The sequence below is a fragment of the Pseudomonas sp. zfem005 genome (genome assembly GCF_032621735.1).
In the GTDB taxonomy this organism is placed as follows: Bacteria; Pseudomonadota; Gammaproteobacteria; order Pseudomonadales; family Pseudomonadaceae; genus Metapseudomonas; species Metapseudomonas solani.
In genome coordinates, this window is the sequence record NZ_JAVYJE010000001.1 from 360806 (window position 1) to 375969 (window position 15164).

The window sequence follows — 15164 nt, forward strand, 5'->3', positions numbered from 1 at the left end:
AGGCCCCTTCCATGACCCTGCGCATCGGCCTGATCGCCGACACCCACGGCCTCCTGCGGCCCCAGGCGCTGGCCGCCCTGCAAGGCTGTGACCACATTCTCCACGCCGGCGACATCGGCAAGCCCGAGATCCTCGACGCCTTGCGCCGCCTGGCACCCCTGACCGTGGTACGCGGCAACAACGACACCGAGCACTGGGCGCAACGCATCCCTCACGACGCCACCCTGCGCTCCGGCGGCACCTGCCTCTATCTGGTCCACGACCAGGCGGACATCCCCGCCGACCTCGCCACGCGCGGCATCGACGCCATCATCACCGGCCACTCCCACAAGCCGCTGATCACCCACCGCGACGGCATCCTCCACATCAACCCGGGCAGCGCCGGGCCTCGGCGCTTCAAGCTGCCGATATCGGTGGGGTTGCTGTTGATAGGGGACGATGGGGTGCGGGCGGAGCTGCGAACCCTGAGTACCTGAGGCCACGTACTGATGCAGAATAACGCCGTCACCCACCCACCACCGATACGACGCCCATGAATCCTGCCGTGCCCCTGGAGGACCTGCCCGCCACTGCCCGGGCGATTCTCTACCAGTTGGCGCTGTGCCCCGAAGGCCGGGGTCGGACCGCTTTGCATAAGCACCTGCAACAGTGCCCTTTCGCCCGCACCGAATCCCGGGCCCTCTCGGTCGATGAAGTGGACGCCTGGCTGGATAGCCTCGAACGATCACATTGGCTGACGCGCGAGCAGACCTCACGCGGGCGGACCAACCGGCTTGAGCTCACCCGGCGCAACAACGTGCTGTTGCACCTGTTCAATGCGCCGGAAGCGCCCCTCTGCCTCGGCCTGACCCAACACCACCTCGCAACGCTTAACATCTGGTATGACCCGAAACCGGAGTTCATTCTGCAAGCCCTGTGGTGCACCCTGCTCGACGGCAACCCGGATGAACTCAAGCGCCTCTTCACCCGTTACCCGCACCACACCTATTCGTCCGGCATGCTGCACATGCATCCGACCCACCAGTTGCTGGAAACCGACGAAGCCGGCAAGCAACTGTTCCAGCTGCTACCCGACCCCATACAGCGCTGCTTGCTGACCCACTATCTGCAGCAGACCAATCTCCGCCTCGCCCCGGCCACGACAGCCTATGAGCAGGGCCTGGCTCTGGCCCGCCAGCAGCGCGACGACGAACTGGCCCTGGAACTCCTGCTGCAAGCCCTCTGGCGCGGTCACTGGTCCAGCCTGGCTCACCTCCGCCAGCCCACGCTCGTGATGTTCGAGAAGGTCATCACCCACTGCATCAAGGGAGAGACGCCCGCAGCGCTGAGTCATCTGGAAACCTGGCGCGCCCAACTGCGCAAACAGACCGGCCAGCGCAACCCGTTGTGGCACCCGGTGTTGAATGGTCTCTACAGCCTCGCACTGATCAGCAACTATGAGCCGTCCCGGCGCACCGCCCTCAAGCAGGCGCTAGTCCAGAACGAGAAGGAAGATTGCGGCCAGGCCTACCTGGTGCTCCGGGTGCTCCACGAACGCCTGCAAGGCACAACCCCCAAGCACAGCATCTACCGTCCCGCCGCCCCCGAGGGCCTGGACGGCCTGATGCTGGCGCTGGGGCTCTACTGGTTGGATGAATCCAACACCTCCACATGGCGGCAGACACTGAGCGACTACCGTCAGTCCCTCACCGAGGCGGGCTATCTGTGGCTGGCGGCTGAGTTCGATGCCCTGTTGGAAAAGCAGTTCGGACAAATCCGCCAGCTCACCTGGGTCCACCAGGAGGCGGGGCTACGCCCCCTGGTGGAGTCTTATCAGCGCCAGGAATCCTGGCAACTGGCCCTGCAGGCACTGCTGCAACTGAAGACCCCCAATGGGCAAGGCAAGCCCTCGCCAAGAACAACTCGCCTGGCCTGGTTGATCAGCCTGGGCGGCTACTACGACCAGGTCGAGCCACGGGAGCAGAAGCTCAACGCCAAGGGCCAGTGGAGCAAGGGGCGAGCCGTCGCCCTGCAGCGCCTGGTGACCGAGCTTGGCAGCCTGGACTTCCTCAATGATCAGGACCGTCAGGCCATAGGCCATATCCAGATCACGACCGACTACTACGGCCGTGAACGCTATGAGTTGCCGGTGCACGAAGCGCTGCCTGCCCTGGTCGGCCACCCGGCCCTGTACCGCGCCGAGCAGCCCGACCTGCGCCTCGACCTGGTCCTCGGCCAGCCCGCCCTGCACCTGGACGTCGGCAACGACGGGCGCCTGCATCTGCGCCTCAGCCCCTGGGAGGTGGATACCCACAACCGCGTGGTGATCGAGGAGGAAACGCCGACCCGGGTGGTGGTGTATCCGATCAGCCCGGGTATCCGCCAGGTGGCCGCGATCATCAGCACGGGCCTCGTCATGCCGATGACGGCCAAGACACAGTTGCTGGACGCCATCGGCAATCTCGCGCCGCTGCTACCGATCCACTCCGACCTGCCGGAGCTGACCGCGCAGATCCCTGCGGTGGAGGCGGATGGCACGCTCTACGCACACCTGGTGCCGCTGGAACAGGGGCTGCGCCTGCAACTGCTGGTACGCCCGCTGCCGGATGGCAGTTGGCTGCGCCCCGGGCAGGGCAGCGCCAACATCCTGGGCGAGCAGTCCGGACAGACGATCCAGGCCCGGCGGGACCTCGACGCCGAGCGCAAGGCCCAGCAACGGGTGCTGGACGGCTGCCCCGGACTGGCCCAGGGCGACACCGATGGCATGGAGTGGAGCCTGGTCGACCCACAGGATGCGCTGCAGGTACTCGATGAATTAAAGGCGCTGGAAGGGCAAGGCCTACAGTGCGTCTGGCCCGAAGGCGGGCACATCCACCACAAGGGCCGCGTCGGCTTCGGGCAAATGCGCCTGGGGCTCAAGCAGCAGGGCGATTGGCTGCTCCTGCAGGGCCAGCTCACGCTGGACGATGGCAAGGTCGTGGAACTGCGCCGCCTGCTCGACCTGCAGCAGGCCTCGCCAGGCCGTTTCGTCCACCTGGGCGAGCGCGACTGGCTGGTCCTGGACGAGCGCCTGCGGCGTCAGTTGGAAGAACTGCAGCACCTGGCCGAGCGTTCCTCCGACACAGGCCTGCAGCTCACATCCCTCAGCGCCCCCCTGCTGGAAGCGCTGGCCGAGGAGGTCGCCGACTTCAAGGCCGATCACCACTGGCAAGGCCACCTTGAGCGACTCGCGAGCATGCGGGCCCACCAGCCGACGCCCCCCAGGACCCTGCTCGCGCAGCTGCGCGACTATCAGCACGAGGGGTTCTGCTGGCTGTCCCGCCTCGCACACTGGGGCGTAGGGGCCTGCCTGGCCGACGACATGGGCCTGGGCAAAACGGTGCAGTTGCTCGCGCTGTTGCTTGAGAGAGCCGGGCAGGGACCACAACTGGTGGTCGCACCCACGACGGTCACCCTGAACTGGCAGGCCGAATGCGCCCGCTTCGCCCCCAGCCTGAAGACCCGCCTCTACCATGAAGATCGCCGTCTGGACGCGCTTGGCCCCTGCGATCTGGTGATCGTCAGCTACGGCCTCCTGCACCAGGACAGCGAGGCCTTCGCGGCCCAGCGCTGGACCAGCGCGGTGCTGGACGAGGCACAAGCCATCAAGAATGCCCAGACCAAGCGCTCCCAGGCTGCAATGGCCCTGCAGGCCGACTTCCGCGCCGTGGCCACCGGCACCCCGCTGGAAAACCACCTGGGCGAGTTATGGAACCTGTTCCGCTTCATCAACCCCGGCCTGCTCGGCGGCCAGGAGAGCTTCAACGCGCGCTTCGCCATCCCCATCGAACGGGGCGACGGTGCTGCCCGCCGCACCTTGCGCAAACTGATCCAGCCCTTCCTGCTGCGCCGCCTGAAAAGCCAGGTGCTGGAGGAGCTGCCGCCGCGCACCGAGATCACCTACCGCGTGCCCCTGTCCTCGGAAGAAGCCCACCTCTACGAAGCCTTGCGCCAGCAGGCGCTGAGCAATCTCGAGCCTTCGGCAAGCGGCAACGCCAACCCCGTCCAGGTACTGGCGGAAATCACCCGCCTGCGGCGCTTCTGCTGCCACCCCTCACTGTCGGTACCGGGCAGCACGCTGGAGGGCAGCAAGCTACAGGCCTTCGCCGAGATCACCGAGGAGCTGCTGGCCAACGGGCACCGCGCGCTGGTGTTCAGCCAGTTCGTCGATCACCTGCAGATCGTCCGGGCATGGGTCGAGCAGAACGGCATCGGCTACCAGTATCTGGATGGCTCAACCCCGGCCAAGGATCGTCGTACCCGGGTCGATGCGTTCCAGGCCGGAGAGGGTGAACTCTTCCTCATCAGCCTGAAGGCGGGGGGCACTGGCCTCAATCTGACGGCGGCCGACTACGTGATCCACCTCGACCCCTGGTGGAACCCGGCCGTAGAGGACCAGGCCAGCGATCGGGCACACCGTATGGGGCAGCAACGGCCCGTCACCGTCTACCGGTTGATGACGGAACAGACCATCGAGGAACAGATCGTCGCCCTGCACCAGAAGAAGCGCGCCCTGGCGGACAGCCTGCTGGAAGGCGGCGAGATGAGTGCCCGGCTGGACGCCGAAGCGCTCCTCAAGCTATTGCGCGGAGAAGAGCGCTGAAGCGGCCTTAGCGCCGCTCCCACACCTGGAAGGCATAGGCGGGGGTGGCATCGCCGGCTTCATGCTCGATGCTGGAGGCCAGGTGCCAATCGGCATCCGGCACTTCGGGGAAGAAGGCATCGCCTTCCGGGGCCAGTTCGACGCGGGTCAGGTAGAGGCGGTCGCCGTGCTCCAGGCCCTGGGTGTAGAGCTGGGCACCGCCGATCAGCATCACTTCCTCGGCATCTTCCTCACGGGCCCAGGCTTCGGCACGCACCACGGCCTCTTCCAGGCTGGCGAACACCTCGGCGCCCTCCAGCTGCAGGCCGGCCTGGCGGCTGACCACCAGGTTGAGGCGCCCCGGCAGCGGGCGGCCCAGGGAATCCCAGGTCTTGCGGCCCATGATGATGGGCTTGCCCAGGGTCAGGGCCTTGAAGTGCTTGAGGTCCGCCGGCAGGTGCCAGGGCAGTTGGTTGTCACGGCCGATCACGCGGTTCTGCGCGAGGGCGGCGATCAGGGAGAGGGGCAGGGTCTTTTTCATGGCGGCGAGAATACCAGAGCGAAGCGGCCAGGCCAGCCGGCCTTTCTTTCTGTCCGTCGGGCCGGTCACGCCTCGCAACACTTGCCGCGCGGCGCACCATAAACCGTCATCTATCCTGCGGCAGGCTTGCGCTTCCCCTACCGCAAGGAGACGCCCCATGGCATCCATTTCCACCCTGCGGCATTGGCTGGCGGTCTGCAGCCTGACGTTGCCCCTCTGTTCATTCGCCGCGCCGGACCCGGTGCAATCCGCCATCGACTGGGCCGCCCAGCAGCCCCGCGCCGCCAAGGGCCATGCCCAGGGCGAGGGCAAGCCGCTGGTGGTCGGCCATCGCGGCGCCAGCGGCTATGTGCCGGAGCACACCCTGGCCTCCTACGCCCTGGCCGCCCTGCAAGGCGCCGACTTCGTCGAACCGGACCTGGTGATGACCCGCGACGGCCAGTTGGTGGCCCGCCACGACAACGAACTGGGGCTGACCACCGACGTCGGCAAGCACCCCGAGTTCGCCGACCGCAAGCGCACCCAGACCATCGACGGCGTGGCGCTCACCGGCTGGTTCAGCGAAGACTTCACCCTGGCCGAGCTGAAGACCCTCAAGGCCATCGAGCGCATCCCCCAGGTGCGCCCGGGCAACGCACGGCTGGACGGCGCCTTCGAGATCCCCACCCTGCAGGAGATCATCGACCTGGTGAAGAGCCTGCAGCTCAGCCAGCAGCGGCGCATCGGCCTGTACATCGAGACCAAGCACCCCACCCACTTCCAGCAGCTCGGCCTGGCCATGGAGAAACCGCTGCTGCGCACCCTGCAGCGCAACGGCTACACCGACCGCCGCTCGGCGGTGTACATCCAGTCCTTCGAGGTGGACAACCTGCAGCGCATCGCCCGGCAGAGCAGCATCCGCCTGATCCAGCTCTACGGCGCCGGCCAGCCCTATGACCAGCAGGTGCTGGGCACCGGCCTGACCTACGCCAAGATGGCCAGCGCCGCCGGCCTCAAGACCGTCGCCCGCTATGCCGCCGGGGTCGGCCCGGACAAGGCCTACGTGATCCCCCGCGACGCCGCCGGCAACCTGGGCCAGCCCACCCGCTTCGTCGCCGACGCCCACGCCGCCGGGCTCAAGGTGCACCCCTACACCTTCCGCGCGGAGAACGCCTTCCTCCCCACCAACCTGCGCAACGGTGCCGACCCGCAGGTGCGCGGCGATATCGAGGCGGAGATCAATGCCTTCCTCGACACCGGCATCGACGGCCTGTTCATCGACCAGCCGGACATCGCCGTGCGCGTGAGGGCGCAACGGGCCGCCCACTGACCCGCACGCCGCGACACCCCGGCCCAGACGGCCGGGGTTCCACCTTCCCGCCGTTCAGCGGTTATGCTTCTGCCTCGTCCCACCGGAAGAGAACCCGCGTGACCGAGAGCCCGCCGCCGAACCTCACCCCCCTGCAGCGCCTCTGGCTGACCGAAGCCGTGCGCCTGCGCGAAGAACACGCCGGCCCGCTGGAAGACGGCGAAGCCAACCGCCGCGCCAATGCCGCTGGCGGTGACCTCCCGCAGCGCATCCAGACCCGTGCCCTGTGGCTCGCCGAACGCGACGGCCAACTGGCCGCCCTGCTGCACTGGTTGCAGGGTGCGCGCCTGGCATTCGCCGCGCTGTTGCTGGTGGCCCTGGCCACCGGCGCCACGCTGGCGGTAGCCGCCCTGGGCGACGGCCAGCGCCCGGTCAACGTGTTCTGGGCCATGGGCAGCCTGCTCGGCCTGCACCTGCTGATGCTGCTCGGCTGGCTGCTGGGGCTCGCTTTCGGTGGCCACGCCAGCGTCCTCGGCCGCCTCTGGTGGTGGCTCAGCGGCAAGCTCGCCCGGGACGCCGCCGCCGCGCAGCTGGGCCCGGCGCTGCTGGTGCTGCTGCAACGCCGCCGCCTCGCCCGCTGGGGCCTGGGCGCACTGGTCAACGGGCTCTGGAGCCTCAGCCTGGGCACCGCGCTGCTATGCCTGCTGGCGCTGCTGGCCACCCGGCGCTACGGCTTCGTCTGGGAAACCACCATCCTCGGCAGCGACACCTTCGTCGCCCTGACCCAGGCCCTGGGCGCCCTGCCCGCCCTGCTCGGCTTCGCCCTGCCGGACGCCGACACCATCCGCGCCAGCAGCGACGTAGTGGCCGCCGCCGATGCGCGCCAGGCCTGGTCCGGCTGGCTGCTGGGGGTGACCCTGGTCTATGGCCTGCTGCCGCGCCTGCTGCTGACGGCGCTGTGCCTGTGGCGCTGGCGCAGCGGCCGCGAACGGCTCGACCTGGACCTCGCCCTGCCCGGCTACGGCCTGCTGCGCGAGCGCCTGCAACCGGCCAGCGAACGCCTCGGCGTGCTGGACGCCGACCCCGGCCTGGCGCTGACCGACGCTACTCACGCCCACCCCGACAGCGGCAGCGGTGCCTTGCTGGTGGCCATCGAACTGGACGACAGCCGTCCCTGGCCACCGACCCTGCCACGCGGCGTGGGCGATGCCGGTATCCTCGACAGCCGCGAGCAGCGCCAGCGCCTGCTGGAGCAGCTCACCCGCTTCCCGCCGCAACGCCTGGCGATTGCCTGCGACCCACGCCGCTCGCCGGACCGCGGCACCCTGGCGCTGATCGGCGAACTGGCGCGCTGCGCCGCCGCCACGCGCATCTGGCTGCTGCCCGCCCCACCGGGCGCGGCGCTGGACAGCCTGCGCCTGGGCGAATGGCACCAGGCCCTGTCGCGCCTGGAGCTGGAACACGCCGACAGCTCGCCCCTCGCCTGGCTGGAGAAGGGCCATGACTGACGCACTGAAACTGGCCGTGGTAGGCCACACCAACGTCGGCAAGACCTCGCTGCTGCGCACCCTGCTGCGTGATCGCGGCTTTGGCGAGGTGTCCCACCGCCCCAGCACCACCCGCCATGTCGAGGGCGCGCGCCTGTCGGTGGACGGCCAGCCGCTGCTGGAGCTCTACGACACCCCCGGCCTGGAAGACGCCATCGCGCTGCTCGACTACCTGGAGCGCCTCGAACGCCCCGGCGAGCGCCTGGACGGCCCGGCACGGCTGGCGCGCTTCCTCGACGGCAGCGAGGCGCGCCAGCGCTTCGAGCAGGAGGCCAAGGTGCTGCGCCAGTTGCTGGCCTCCGATGCCGGCCTCTATGTGATCGACGCCCGCGAGCCGGTGCTGGCCAAGTACCGCGACGAGCTGGCGGTGCTGGCCATGTGCGGCCGGCCGCTGCTGCCGGTGCTGAACTTCGTCGCGGTCAACGACCACCGCGAGGCCGAATGGCGCGAGGCCCTGGCACGCCTGGGCCTGCACGCGCTGGTGCGCTTCGACAGCGTGGCGCCGCCGCTGGATGGCGAGCGCCGCCTCTACGAGAGCCTGGCCCTGCTGCTGGAACGGGCACGCCCGCAACTGCAACGGCTGATCGAGGACCACGAGGCCCAGCGCGGCCTGCGCCGGCGGGCCGGGGCGCGACTGATCGCCGAGCTGCTGCTGGATGTCGCCGCCTGCCGCCGCAGCGTGCCGGCCGACGAAGCCAGCCTGGCCCGGGCCACCGAGGCCCTGCGCCAGCAGGTGCGCGCCCGCGAACAGGCCTGCGTGGATGCCCTGCTGCGCCTGCACGCCTTCCGCCCGGAAGATGCCGCCGCCGGTGACCTGCCTTTGCTGGACGGGCGCTGGGGCGATGACCTGTTCAACCCCGAAACCCTCAAGCAGCTCGGCGTGCGCCTGGGCAGCGGCATGGCGGCCGGTGCCGCCGCCGGGGCCGGCGTCGACCTGCTGGTGGGCGGCCTGACCCTGGGCGCCGCGGCGGCCCTGGGCGCCATCGCCGGCGGCGCCTGGCAGACCGTCGGCCACTACGGCGAACGCCTGCTGGGCAAGATCCGTGGCCAGCGCGAGCTGACCGTGGACGACGCCATCCTGCGCCTGCTCGCCCTGCGCCAGCGCCAGCTGCTGCAGGCCCTGGATGCACGCGGGCACGCCGCCGTCGACGCCATCCGCATGACGGCGCCGGACGAGAAGCAATGGCGCCAGGGCAAGTTGCCCCCGGCATTAGGCAAGGCGCGGGCGCACCCGGAATGGTCGTCGCTCAACCCCGGCGCGGAGCTGGAACAGGCGGAGCGGCAGGAGCAGGTGAAGGCGCTGGCGGCGGAGTTGGGGTGATTTGGGCAGGCATGGCGAAGAATGCCTGAGGCTCCGCGTTATGGGTTTCGCGTCGCTCTACCCATCCTACGAAAGTGGCCGCCACGCAGGGCGTAGCCCGGGCTTCAGCCCGGGGATCGGGGCAGATTCTTCGCGAATGAGTTCGCCCCACCCGGCGGGCGACCACAGGTGGGTCCTGGGGCCGCGCCTGTGGGAGCCCGAGCGGGTCAGACCGCGACCGGTGCCTTGATGTGCGGGTGCGCCTGGTAGCCCACCAGCTCGAAGTCCTCGAACTTGAAGGCCAGCAGGTCCTTCACTTCGGGGTTGAGCTTCATGGTCGGCAGGGGCAGCGGCTCGCGGGTGAGCTGCAGGTCGGTCTGCTCGATGTGGTTGGCGTAGAGGTGGCAGTCGCCGCCGGTCCAGACGAAGTCGCCGGGCTCCAGGCCGCAGACCTGCGCCACCATCAGCGTCAGCAGGGCGTAGCTGGCGATGTTGAAGGGCACGCCGAGGAAGATGTCCGCCGAACGCTGGTACAGCTGGCAGCTGAGCTTGCCGTCGGCCACGTAGAACTGGAACAGCGCGTGGCAGGGCGGCAGGGCCATCTGGTCCACCAGGGCCGGGTTCCAGGCGGAGACGATCAGGCGGCGCGAATCCGGGTTCTTGCGGATCATCTCGATCAGCTTGCTGATCTGGTCGATCGACTCGCCATTGGGCGCCGGCCAGCTGCGCCACTGGTAGCCGTAGACCGGGCCCAGGTCGCCGTTCTCGTCGGCCCATTCGTCCCAGATGGAGACACCGTTTTCCTTCAGGTAACGGATGTTGGTGTCGCCCTGGAGGAACCACAGCAGCTCGTGAACGATGGACTTCAGGTGGCACTTCTTGGTGGTCACCAAGGGGAAGCCATCGGCCAGGTTGAAGCGCATCTGGTGGCCGAACACGCTGTAGGTGCCGGTGCCGGTGCGGTCGCTCTTGAAGGTGCCGGTCTCGCGCACCAGGCGCATCAGGTCGAGGTACTGTTTCACGAGGCGACTCCTTGGACGGGCTGGCGACGGTAGGCCCAGACGATCAAGCCGATGCCGCCGAGGATCATCGGCACGCAGAGCACCTGGCCCATGGTCAGCCAGCCGAAGGCCAGGTAACCGAGCTGGGCATCCGGTACGCGGACGAACTCGACGATGAAGCGGAAGATGCCGTAGCACAGCGCGAACATGCCGGAGACGGCCATGGTCGGGCGCGGCTTGCGCGAGTAGAACCAGAGGATGGCGAACAGCGCCACGCCTTCGAGAGCGAACTGGTACAGCTGCGACGGGTGACGCGGCAGCGGGCCGCCATTGGGGAAGATCATCGCCCAGGGCACGTCGGTGACCTTGCCCCAGAGCTCGGAGTTGATGAAGTTGCCGATGCGCCCGGCGCCCAGGCCGATGGGCACCAGCGGGGCGATGAAGTCCATCAGCTGGAAGAAGCTCTTGCCGTTGCGCCGGCCGAACCATAGGGTCGCCAGCATCACGCCGATCAGGCCGCCGTGGAACGACATGCCGCCCTTCCACACCTCGAGGATCAGCAGCGGGTTGGCGAGGTAGGCCGACAGGTCATAGAACAGCACGTAGCCGAGGCGGCCACCGGCGATCACGCCCAGGGCGACCCAGAACACCAGGTCGGAAAGCTTCTCGCGGCTCCAGGTCGGGTCGAAGGCCTTGAGGCGGCGCGAGGCCAGCCACCAGGCACCGCCGATGCCGATCAGGTACATCAGGCCGTACCAGTGGATTTTCAGGGGTCCGAGGCTCAGGGCCACCGGATCGATCTGGGGATAAGCCAGCATCACGACTCCTTAGATCAGAAAACTCAGCCCGACCGAGAACAGCAGCAGGGCGAACAGGCGCTTGAGCAGACGCGGCGACAGGCGGTGGGCCAGGCGGGCGCCGAAGCGGGCGAAGAACATGCTGGTCAGCGCGATGCCGGCCAGCGCGGGCAGATAGACGAAACCGAAGCTCCACTGTGGCAGGTGCGGCTCGTTCCAGCCCAGCACCATGAACGACAGGGCGCTGGCCAGGGCGATGGGCAGCCCGCAGGCGGAGGACGTGGCCACCGCCTGCTGCATGGGCACGCTGCGCCAGGTGAGGAAGGGCACGGTCAGCGAACCACCGCCGATGCCGAAGATCGCCGAGGCCCAGCCGATGAAGGCGCCGGCGACGGTCAGCCCCGGCTTGCCGGGCACGTCACGGCTGGCCTTGGGCTTGAGGTCCAGGGCCATCTGCAGGGAAACGAAGATGGCGAAGCAGCCGATGATCTTCTGCAGCATGGGGCCCTGGATCGCCTTGGCGGTCAGCGAACCCAGCGCCGCGCCGAGGAGGATGCCGAGGGTCATCCAGGCGAAGATGTGCCAACGCACCGCACCCTTGCGATGGTGCTCGCGTACGGCGTTGATCGAGGTGAAGATGATGGTCGCCAGGGAGGTACCGACGGCGAGGTGGGTCAGGATGCTGGGGTCGAATCCCTGGGCAGTGAAACTGAAAACCAGCACCGGCACGATGATCATGCCGCCACCCACACCGAACAGACCGGCGAGCACGCCGGCGCAGGCGCCGAGTACCAGGTAGAGCAGGAATTCCATCGACACCCCCGAAAACAAAGCGGCATGTTAACGGAAGCCCGCCCGAGGCTCCAACGACTCGATGGCGAGCCGCCGAGCGGCTGCTAGACTCGCGACAACAAAAAGGAGACGACTCCAGATGTGCCTCATCGCATTCGCCTGGCAACCCGGACAGGAAGTCCCGCTGGTACTGGCTGCCAACCGTGACGAGTTCTACGCCCGCCCCACCCAACCCCTGGCCCACTGGCCAGACGCCCCCGGCCTCTACGCCGGCCGCGACCTCGAAGCCGGCGGCACCTGGCTGGGCCTCGGCCCCGACGGCCGCTTCGCCGCCCTGACCAATATCCGCGACCCGCGCCTGCCCCCGGTGGGGCGCTCCCGTGGCGAGCTGTGCGTGCAGTTCCTCAACGGCACGCTGGGCCCGGCCGAGTTCCTCGCCGACGCCCAGCGCCGCGCCGCCGACTACGCCGGCTTCAACCTGCTGGTGGGCGACAGCCGCGAGCTGTGCTTCCTCAACCCCCGCAGCGGCGGGCCGAGAACGCTGGCCGCCGGCATCTACGGGCTGTCCAACGCCGACCTCGACACGCCCTGGCCGAAGGTCGAGCGGGCCAAGGCGGCCCTGGCGGAGTGCCTGCAAGGCGTCACCACCGACACCCTGCTCAACCTGATGCACGACCCCGAGGCGGCGCCGGACGCGATCCTTCCCGATACCGGCGTGGGCCTGAACACCGAGCGCATGCTGTCCCCGGTGTTCATCGCCACCCGCACCTACGGCACCCGCGCCAGCACGGCGCTGATCGTCCATGCCAACGGCCGCCGCGAACTGGTGGAGCGCAGCTACGGCCCCCACGGTGAGCAACTGGGGCAGGTGGAGATGGTGCTCTAGGGCAGACCCCTGCCGTGCGCCGGGGATGCCCACGGCACAGCAAGGCACCCGCGCGGGTTGATCGCGGGTGCTGCCATGGGAAGGAAAACGAGATGCAGCGTGGCCAAGCCCCGGAAGCGGGGCTCAGGCCTGGATGGTCGCGGCCGGGTTGATCACGCGGCCCAGGCCCAGGTTGCGCAGGGCCAGGTGCAGGGAGCTGTGGATAACCTGCGGGTTGTCGATGCCCATCAGCTGCTCCAGCAGCTCGCGCGCCTTGCTGATGCTGACCTGGCGCAGCAGCCACTTCACCTTGGGCAGGTTGGTGGCGTTCATCGACAGGCTGTCGAAGCCCATGGCCAGCAGCAGGACGGCCGCGGCGGGATCACCGGCCATCTCGCCGCAGATGCTCACCGGCTTGCCTTCGGCGTGGGCGTCGTTGACCACCTTGACCAGCGCTTGCAGCACCGCCGGGTGCAGGTAGTCGTAGAGGTCGGCGACGCGCGGGTTGTTGCGGTCCACCGCCAGCAGGTACTGGGTGAGGTCGTTGGAGCCCACCGAGAGGAAGTCCACCTGGCGCGCCAGCTCGCGGGTCTGGTACACGGCCGCGGGAATCTCGATCATCACGCCCACCGGGGGCATGGGGATGTCGACGCCTTCGTCACGCACCTCGCCCCAGGCGCGGTGGATCAGGTGCAGGGATTCTTCCAGCTCCTGCACGCCGGAGATCATCGGCAGGAGGATGCGCAGGTTGTTCAGGCCTTCGCTGGCCTTGAGCATGGCGCGCACCTGCACCAGGAAGATTTCCGGGTGGTCGAGGGTGACGCGGATGCCGCGCCAGCCGAGGAAGGGGTTGCTTTCCTTGATCGGGAAATACGACAGCGCCTTGTCGCCACCGATGTCCAGGGTGCGCATGGTCACCGGCAGCGGATGGAAGGCGGCGAGCTGCTCGCGGTAGATGGCGAGCTGCTCCTTTTCGCTGGGGAAGCGCTCGTTGATCATGAACGGCACTTCGGTGCGGTACAGGCCGACGCCTTCGGCGCCGCGCTCCTGGGCACGGGTCACGTCGGCCAGCAGGCCGGTGTTGACCCACAGCGGCATGCGGTGGCCGTCCAGGGTTTCGCAGGGCAGGCTGCGCAGGGCGTCGAGGCCCTTGACCAGCTGGCGCTCCTCCTCGACCACTTCGCTGTACTGCTTGCGCAGCTCGGCGGAGGGGTTGGTGAAGACTTCACCGTGGTAGCCGTCGACGATCAGCTCGATGCCGTCGACCTTGGAGTACGGCAGGTCGACCACGCCCATGACCGTGGGCACACCCATGGCGCGAGCGAGGATGGCGACGTGGGAGTTGCCGGAGCCGAGAACCGAAATCAGGCCCACCAGCTTGCCTTCGGGCACTTCGCCGAGCATGGCCGGGGACAGTTCTTCACTGACCAGGATGGTGTTGTCCTGGTACACCAGGTTCTGCTTGCGCTCTTCCTGCAGGTAGGCGAGCAGGCGGCGACCGAGGTCCTTGACGTCGGAGGCGCGCTCGCGCAGGTAGGCGTCGTCCATCAGTTCGAAGCGCTTGACGTGCTCCATCACCACCTGGCGCAGGGCACCCTGGGCCCACTGGCCGGAGCGAATGACCTTCTTCACTTCCAGGCCGATGGAGGCGTCGTCGAGCATCATCAGGTAGACGTCGAACAGCGCCCGCTCCTCGGGGCGCAACTGGCTGGCCAGCTTGCTGGACAGGCGGCGCATGTCTTCGCGCACCGCTTCCAGGGCCTGCTTGAAGCGCTCGACCTCGGCCTCGATGTCATCGACGGCGCGGTCGGGTACCACTTCCAGGTCGGCCGGCGGCAGCACCACCACGGCGGTGCCCACGGCAGCGCCCGGCGCACCGGGCACGCCGACGAACTTGGCTTCCTGGATGCCCTTGCCCTGGCGGCCCAGGCCCCGGATCGAACCGGTGGCCTCGGCATGGGCGATAACGCCCGCGAGCTGGGCGCTCATGGTGACGAGGAAGGCTTCCTCGCCCTCGTCGAACTGGCGGCGCTCCTTCTGCTGCACCACCAGAACGCCCATCACCCGGCGGTGGTGGATGATCGGTGCGCCGAGGAAGGAGGCGTAGCGTTCCTCGCCGGTTTCGGCGAAATAGCGATAGCGGGGGTGGTCGGCGGCGTGTTCGAGGTTGAGCGGCTCCTCGCGGGTGCCGACCAGACCGACCAGGCCCTCGTTGGGGGCCATGCTGACCTTGCCGATGGAGCGCTTGTTCAGGCCCTCGGTGGCCATCAGCACGAACCGGTTGGACTCGGGGTCCAGCAGGTAGACGGAGCAGACCTGGCTGCCCATGGCTTCCTTGACCCGCAGCACGATGATCGCCAACGCCGCCTTCAGATCCTTGGCGGCGTTCACTTCCTGGACGATCTTGCGCAGCGTATTGAGCATGGCCTTGTA

Annotated in this window: 11 protein-coding genes; 6 read left to right on the forward strand and 5 right to left on the reverse strand. The window is 68.4% G+C overall.

Going from position 1 to position 15164, the window contains the following annotated elements:
* The first annotated feature begins 11 nt into the window (after window positions 1-11).
* Complete coding sequence (locus RTW82_RS01650; RefSeq protein WP_271659679.1) at window positions 12-476, forward strand: metallophosphoesterase family protein; 465 nt, start codon at window positions 12-14, stop codon at window positions 474-476.
* Window positions 477-532: 56 nt separating this feature from the next.
* Complete coding sequence (locus tag RTW82_RS01655; RefSeq protein WP_316924063.1) at window positions 533-4621, forward strand: DEAD/DEAH box helicase; 4089 nt, start codon at window positions 533-535, stop codon at window positions 4619-4621.
* 7 nt (window positions 4622-4628) lie between these two features.
* Here RTW82_RS01655 and RTW82_RS01660 read toward each other — a convergent pair whose 3' ends face one another.
* Window positions 4629-5141 (reverse strand): dihydrofolate reductase, encoded by a 513-nt coding sequence (locus RTW82_RS01660; RefSeq protein ID WP_316924064.1) that lies wholly within the window; start codon window positions 5139-5141, stop codon window positions 4629-4631.
* A 157-nt stretch (window positions 5142-5298) separates the two neighbouring features.
* Here RTW82_RS01660 and RTW82_RS01665 point away from each other — a divergent pair, with 157 nt between their 5' ends.
* The 3 genes from RTW82_RS01665 to RTW82_RS01675 all read left to right on the forward strand — a co-directional run bounded on the left by RTW82_RS01665 (window position 5299) and on the right by RTW82_RS01675 (window position 9297).
* Window positions 5299-6450 carry a glycerophosphodiester phosphodiesterase gene (locus tag RTW82_RS01665; protein WP_316924065.1) on the forward strand — a complete coding sequence of 384 codons (1152 nt, stop codon included), beginning with the start codon at window positions 5299-5301 and terminating at the stop codon, window positions 6448-6450.
* Between the two features lie 98 nt (window positions 6451-6548).
* Entirely contained in the window at window positions 6549-7937 is a 1389-nt protein-coding gene (locus tag RTW82_RS01670; RefSeq protein WP_316924066.1) for a DUF2868 domain-containing protein, read from the forward strand.
* Window positions 7930-9297, forward strand: coding sequence for a GTPase/DUF3482 domain-containing protein (locus RTW82_RS01675; RefSeq protein WP_316924067.1), 1368 nt, complete (start codon window positions 7930-7932; stop codon window positions 9295-9297). The genes RTW82_RS01670 and RTW82_RS01675 overlap by 8 nt, the downstream gene beginning before the upstream one ends.
* Window positions 9298-9503: 206 nt before the next feature.
* On the opposite strand, the gene RTW82_RS01680 is transcribed toward RTW82_RS01675, so the two are convergent.
* From RTW82_RS01680 to RTW82_RS01690, 3 genes are read right to left on the reverse strand one after another with little or no spacing between them, the layout of a single operon-like run.
* Window positions 9504-10298, reverse strand: coding sequence for a thymidylate synthase (locus tag RTW82_RS01680; RefSeq protein WP_316924068.1), 795 nt, complete (start codon window positions 10296-10298; stop codon window positions 9504-9506).
* Window positions 10295-11095 (reverse strand): prolipoprotein diacylglyceryl transferase, encoded by an 801-nt coding sequence (gene lgt, locus RTW82_RS01685; protein WP_021218309.1) that lies wholly within the window; start codon window positions 11093-11095, stop codon window positions 10295-10297. Before lgt ends, RTW82_RS01680 begins: the two co-directional genes overlap by 4 nt.
* Before the next feature lie 9 nt (window positions 11096-11104).
* Window positions 11105-11887: a sulfite exporter TauE/SafE family protein gene (locus RTW82_RS01690; RefSeq protein WP_021218308.1), complete on the reverse strand. Its 783-nt coding sequence runs from the start codon at window positions 11885-11887 to the stop codon at window positions 11105-11107.
* 118 nt (window positions 11888-12005) lie between these two features.
* Here RTW82_RS01690 and RTW82_RS01695 point away from each other — a divergent pair, with 118 nt between their 5' ends.
* Window positions 12006-12752: an NRDE family protein gene (locus RTW82_RS01695; protein WP_271659673.1), complete on the forward strand. Its 747-nt coding sequence runs from the start codon at window positions 12006-12008 to the stop codon at window positions 12750-12752.
* 123 nt (window positions 12753-12875) lie between these two features.
* Here RTW82_RS01695 and ptsP read toward each other — a convergent pair whose 3' ends face one another.
* Complete coding sequence (ptsP, locus tag RTW82_RS01700) at window positions 12876-15155, reverse strand: phosphoenolpyruvate--protein phosphotransferase (protein WP_263401620.1); 2280 nt, start codon at window positions 15153-15155, stop codon at window positions 12876-12878.
* Window positions 15156-15164: the final 9 nt, after the last annotated feature.

Bases quoted from the DNA above. Each gene is read 5' to 3' on its own strand.
- RTW82_RS01650 (WP_271659679.1), top strand. From the start codon at position 12: ATGACCCTGCGCATCGGCCTGATCGCCGACACCCACGGCCTCCTGCGG.
- RTW82_RS01655 (WP_316924063.1), top strand. From the start codon at position 533: ATGAATCCTGCCGTGCCCCTGGAGGACCTGCCCGCCACTGCCCGGGCG.
- RTW82_RS01660 (WP_316924064.1), bottom strand. From the start codon at position 5,141: ATGAAAAAGACCCTGCCCCTCTCCCTGATCGCCGCCCTCGCGCAGAAC.
- RTW82_RS01665 (WP_316924065.1), top strand. From the start codon at position 5,299: ATGGCATCCATTTCCACCCTGCGGCATTGGCTGGCGGTCTGCAGCCTG.
- RTW82_RS01675 (WP_316924067.1), top strand. From the start codon at position 7,930: ATGACTGACGCACTGAAACTGGCCGTGGTAGGCCACACCAACGTCGGC.
- lgt (WP_021218309.1), bottom strand. From the start codon at position 11,095: ATGCTGGCTTATCCCCAGATCGATCCGGTGGCCCTGAGCCTCGGACCC.
- RTW82_RS01690 (WP_021218308.1), bottom strand. From the start codon at position 11,887: ATGGAATTCCTGCTCTACCTGGTACTCGGCGCCTGCGCCGGCGTGCTC.
- RTW82_RS01695 (WP_271659673.1), top strand. From the start codon at position 12,006: ATGTGCCTCATCGCATTCGCCTGGCAACCCGGACAGGAAGTCCCGCTG.
- ptsP (WP_263401620.1), bottom strand. From the start codon at position 15,155: ATGCTCAATACGCTGCGCAAGATCGTCCAGGAAGTGAACGCCGCCAAG.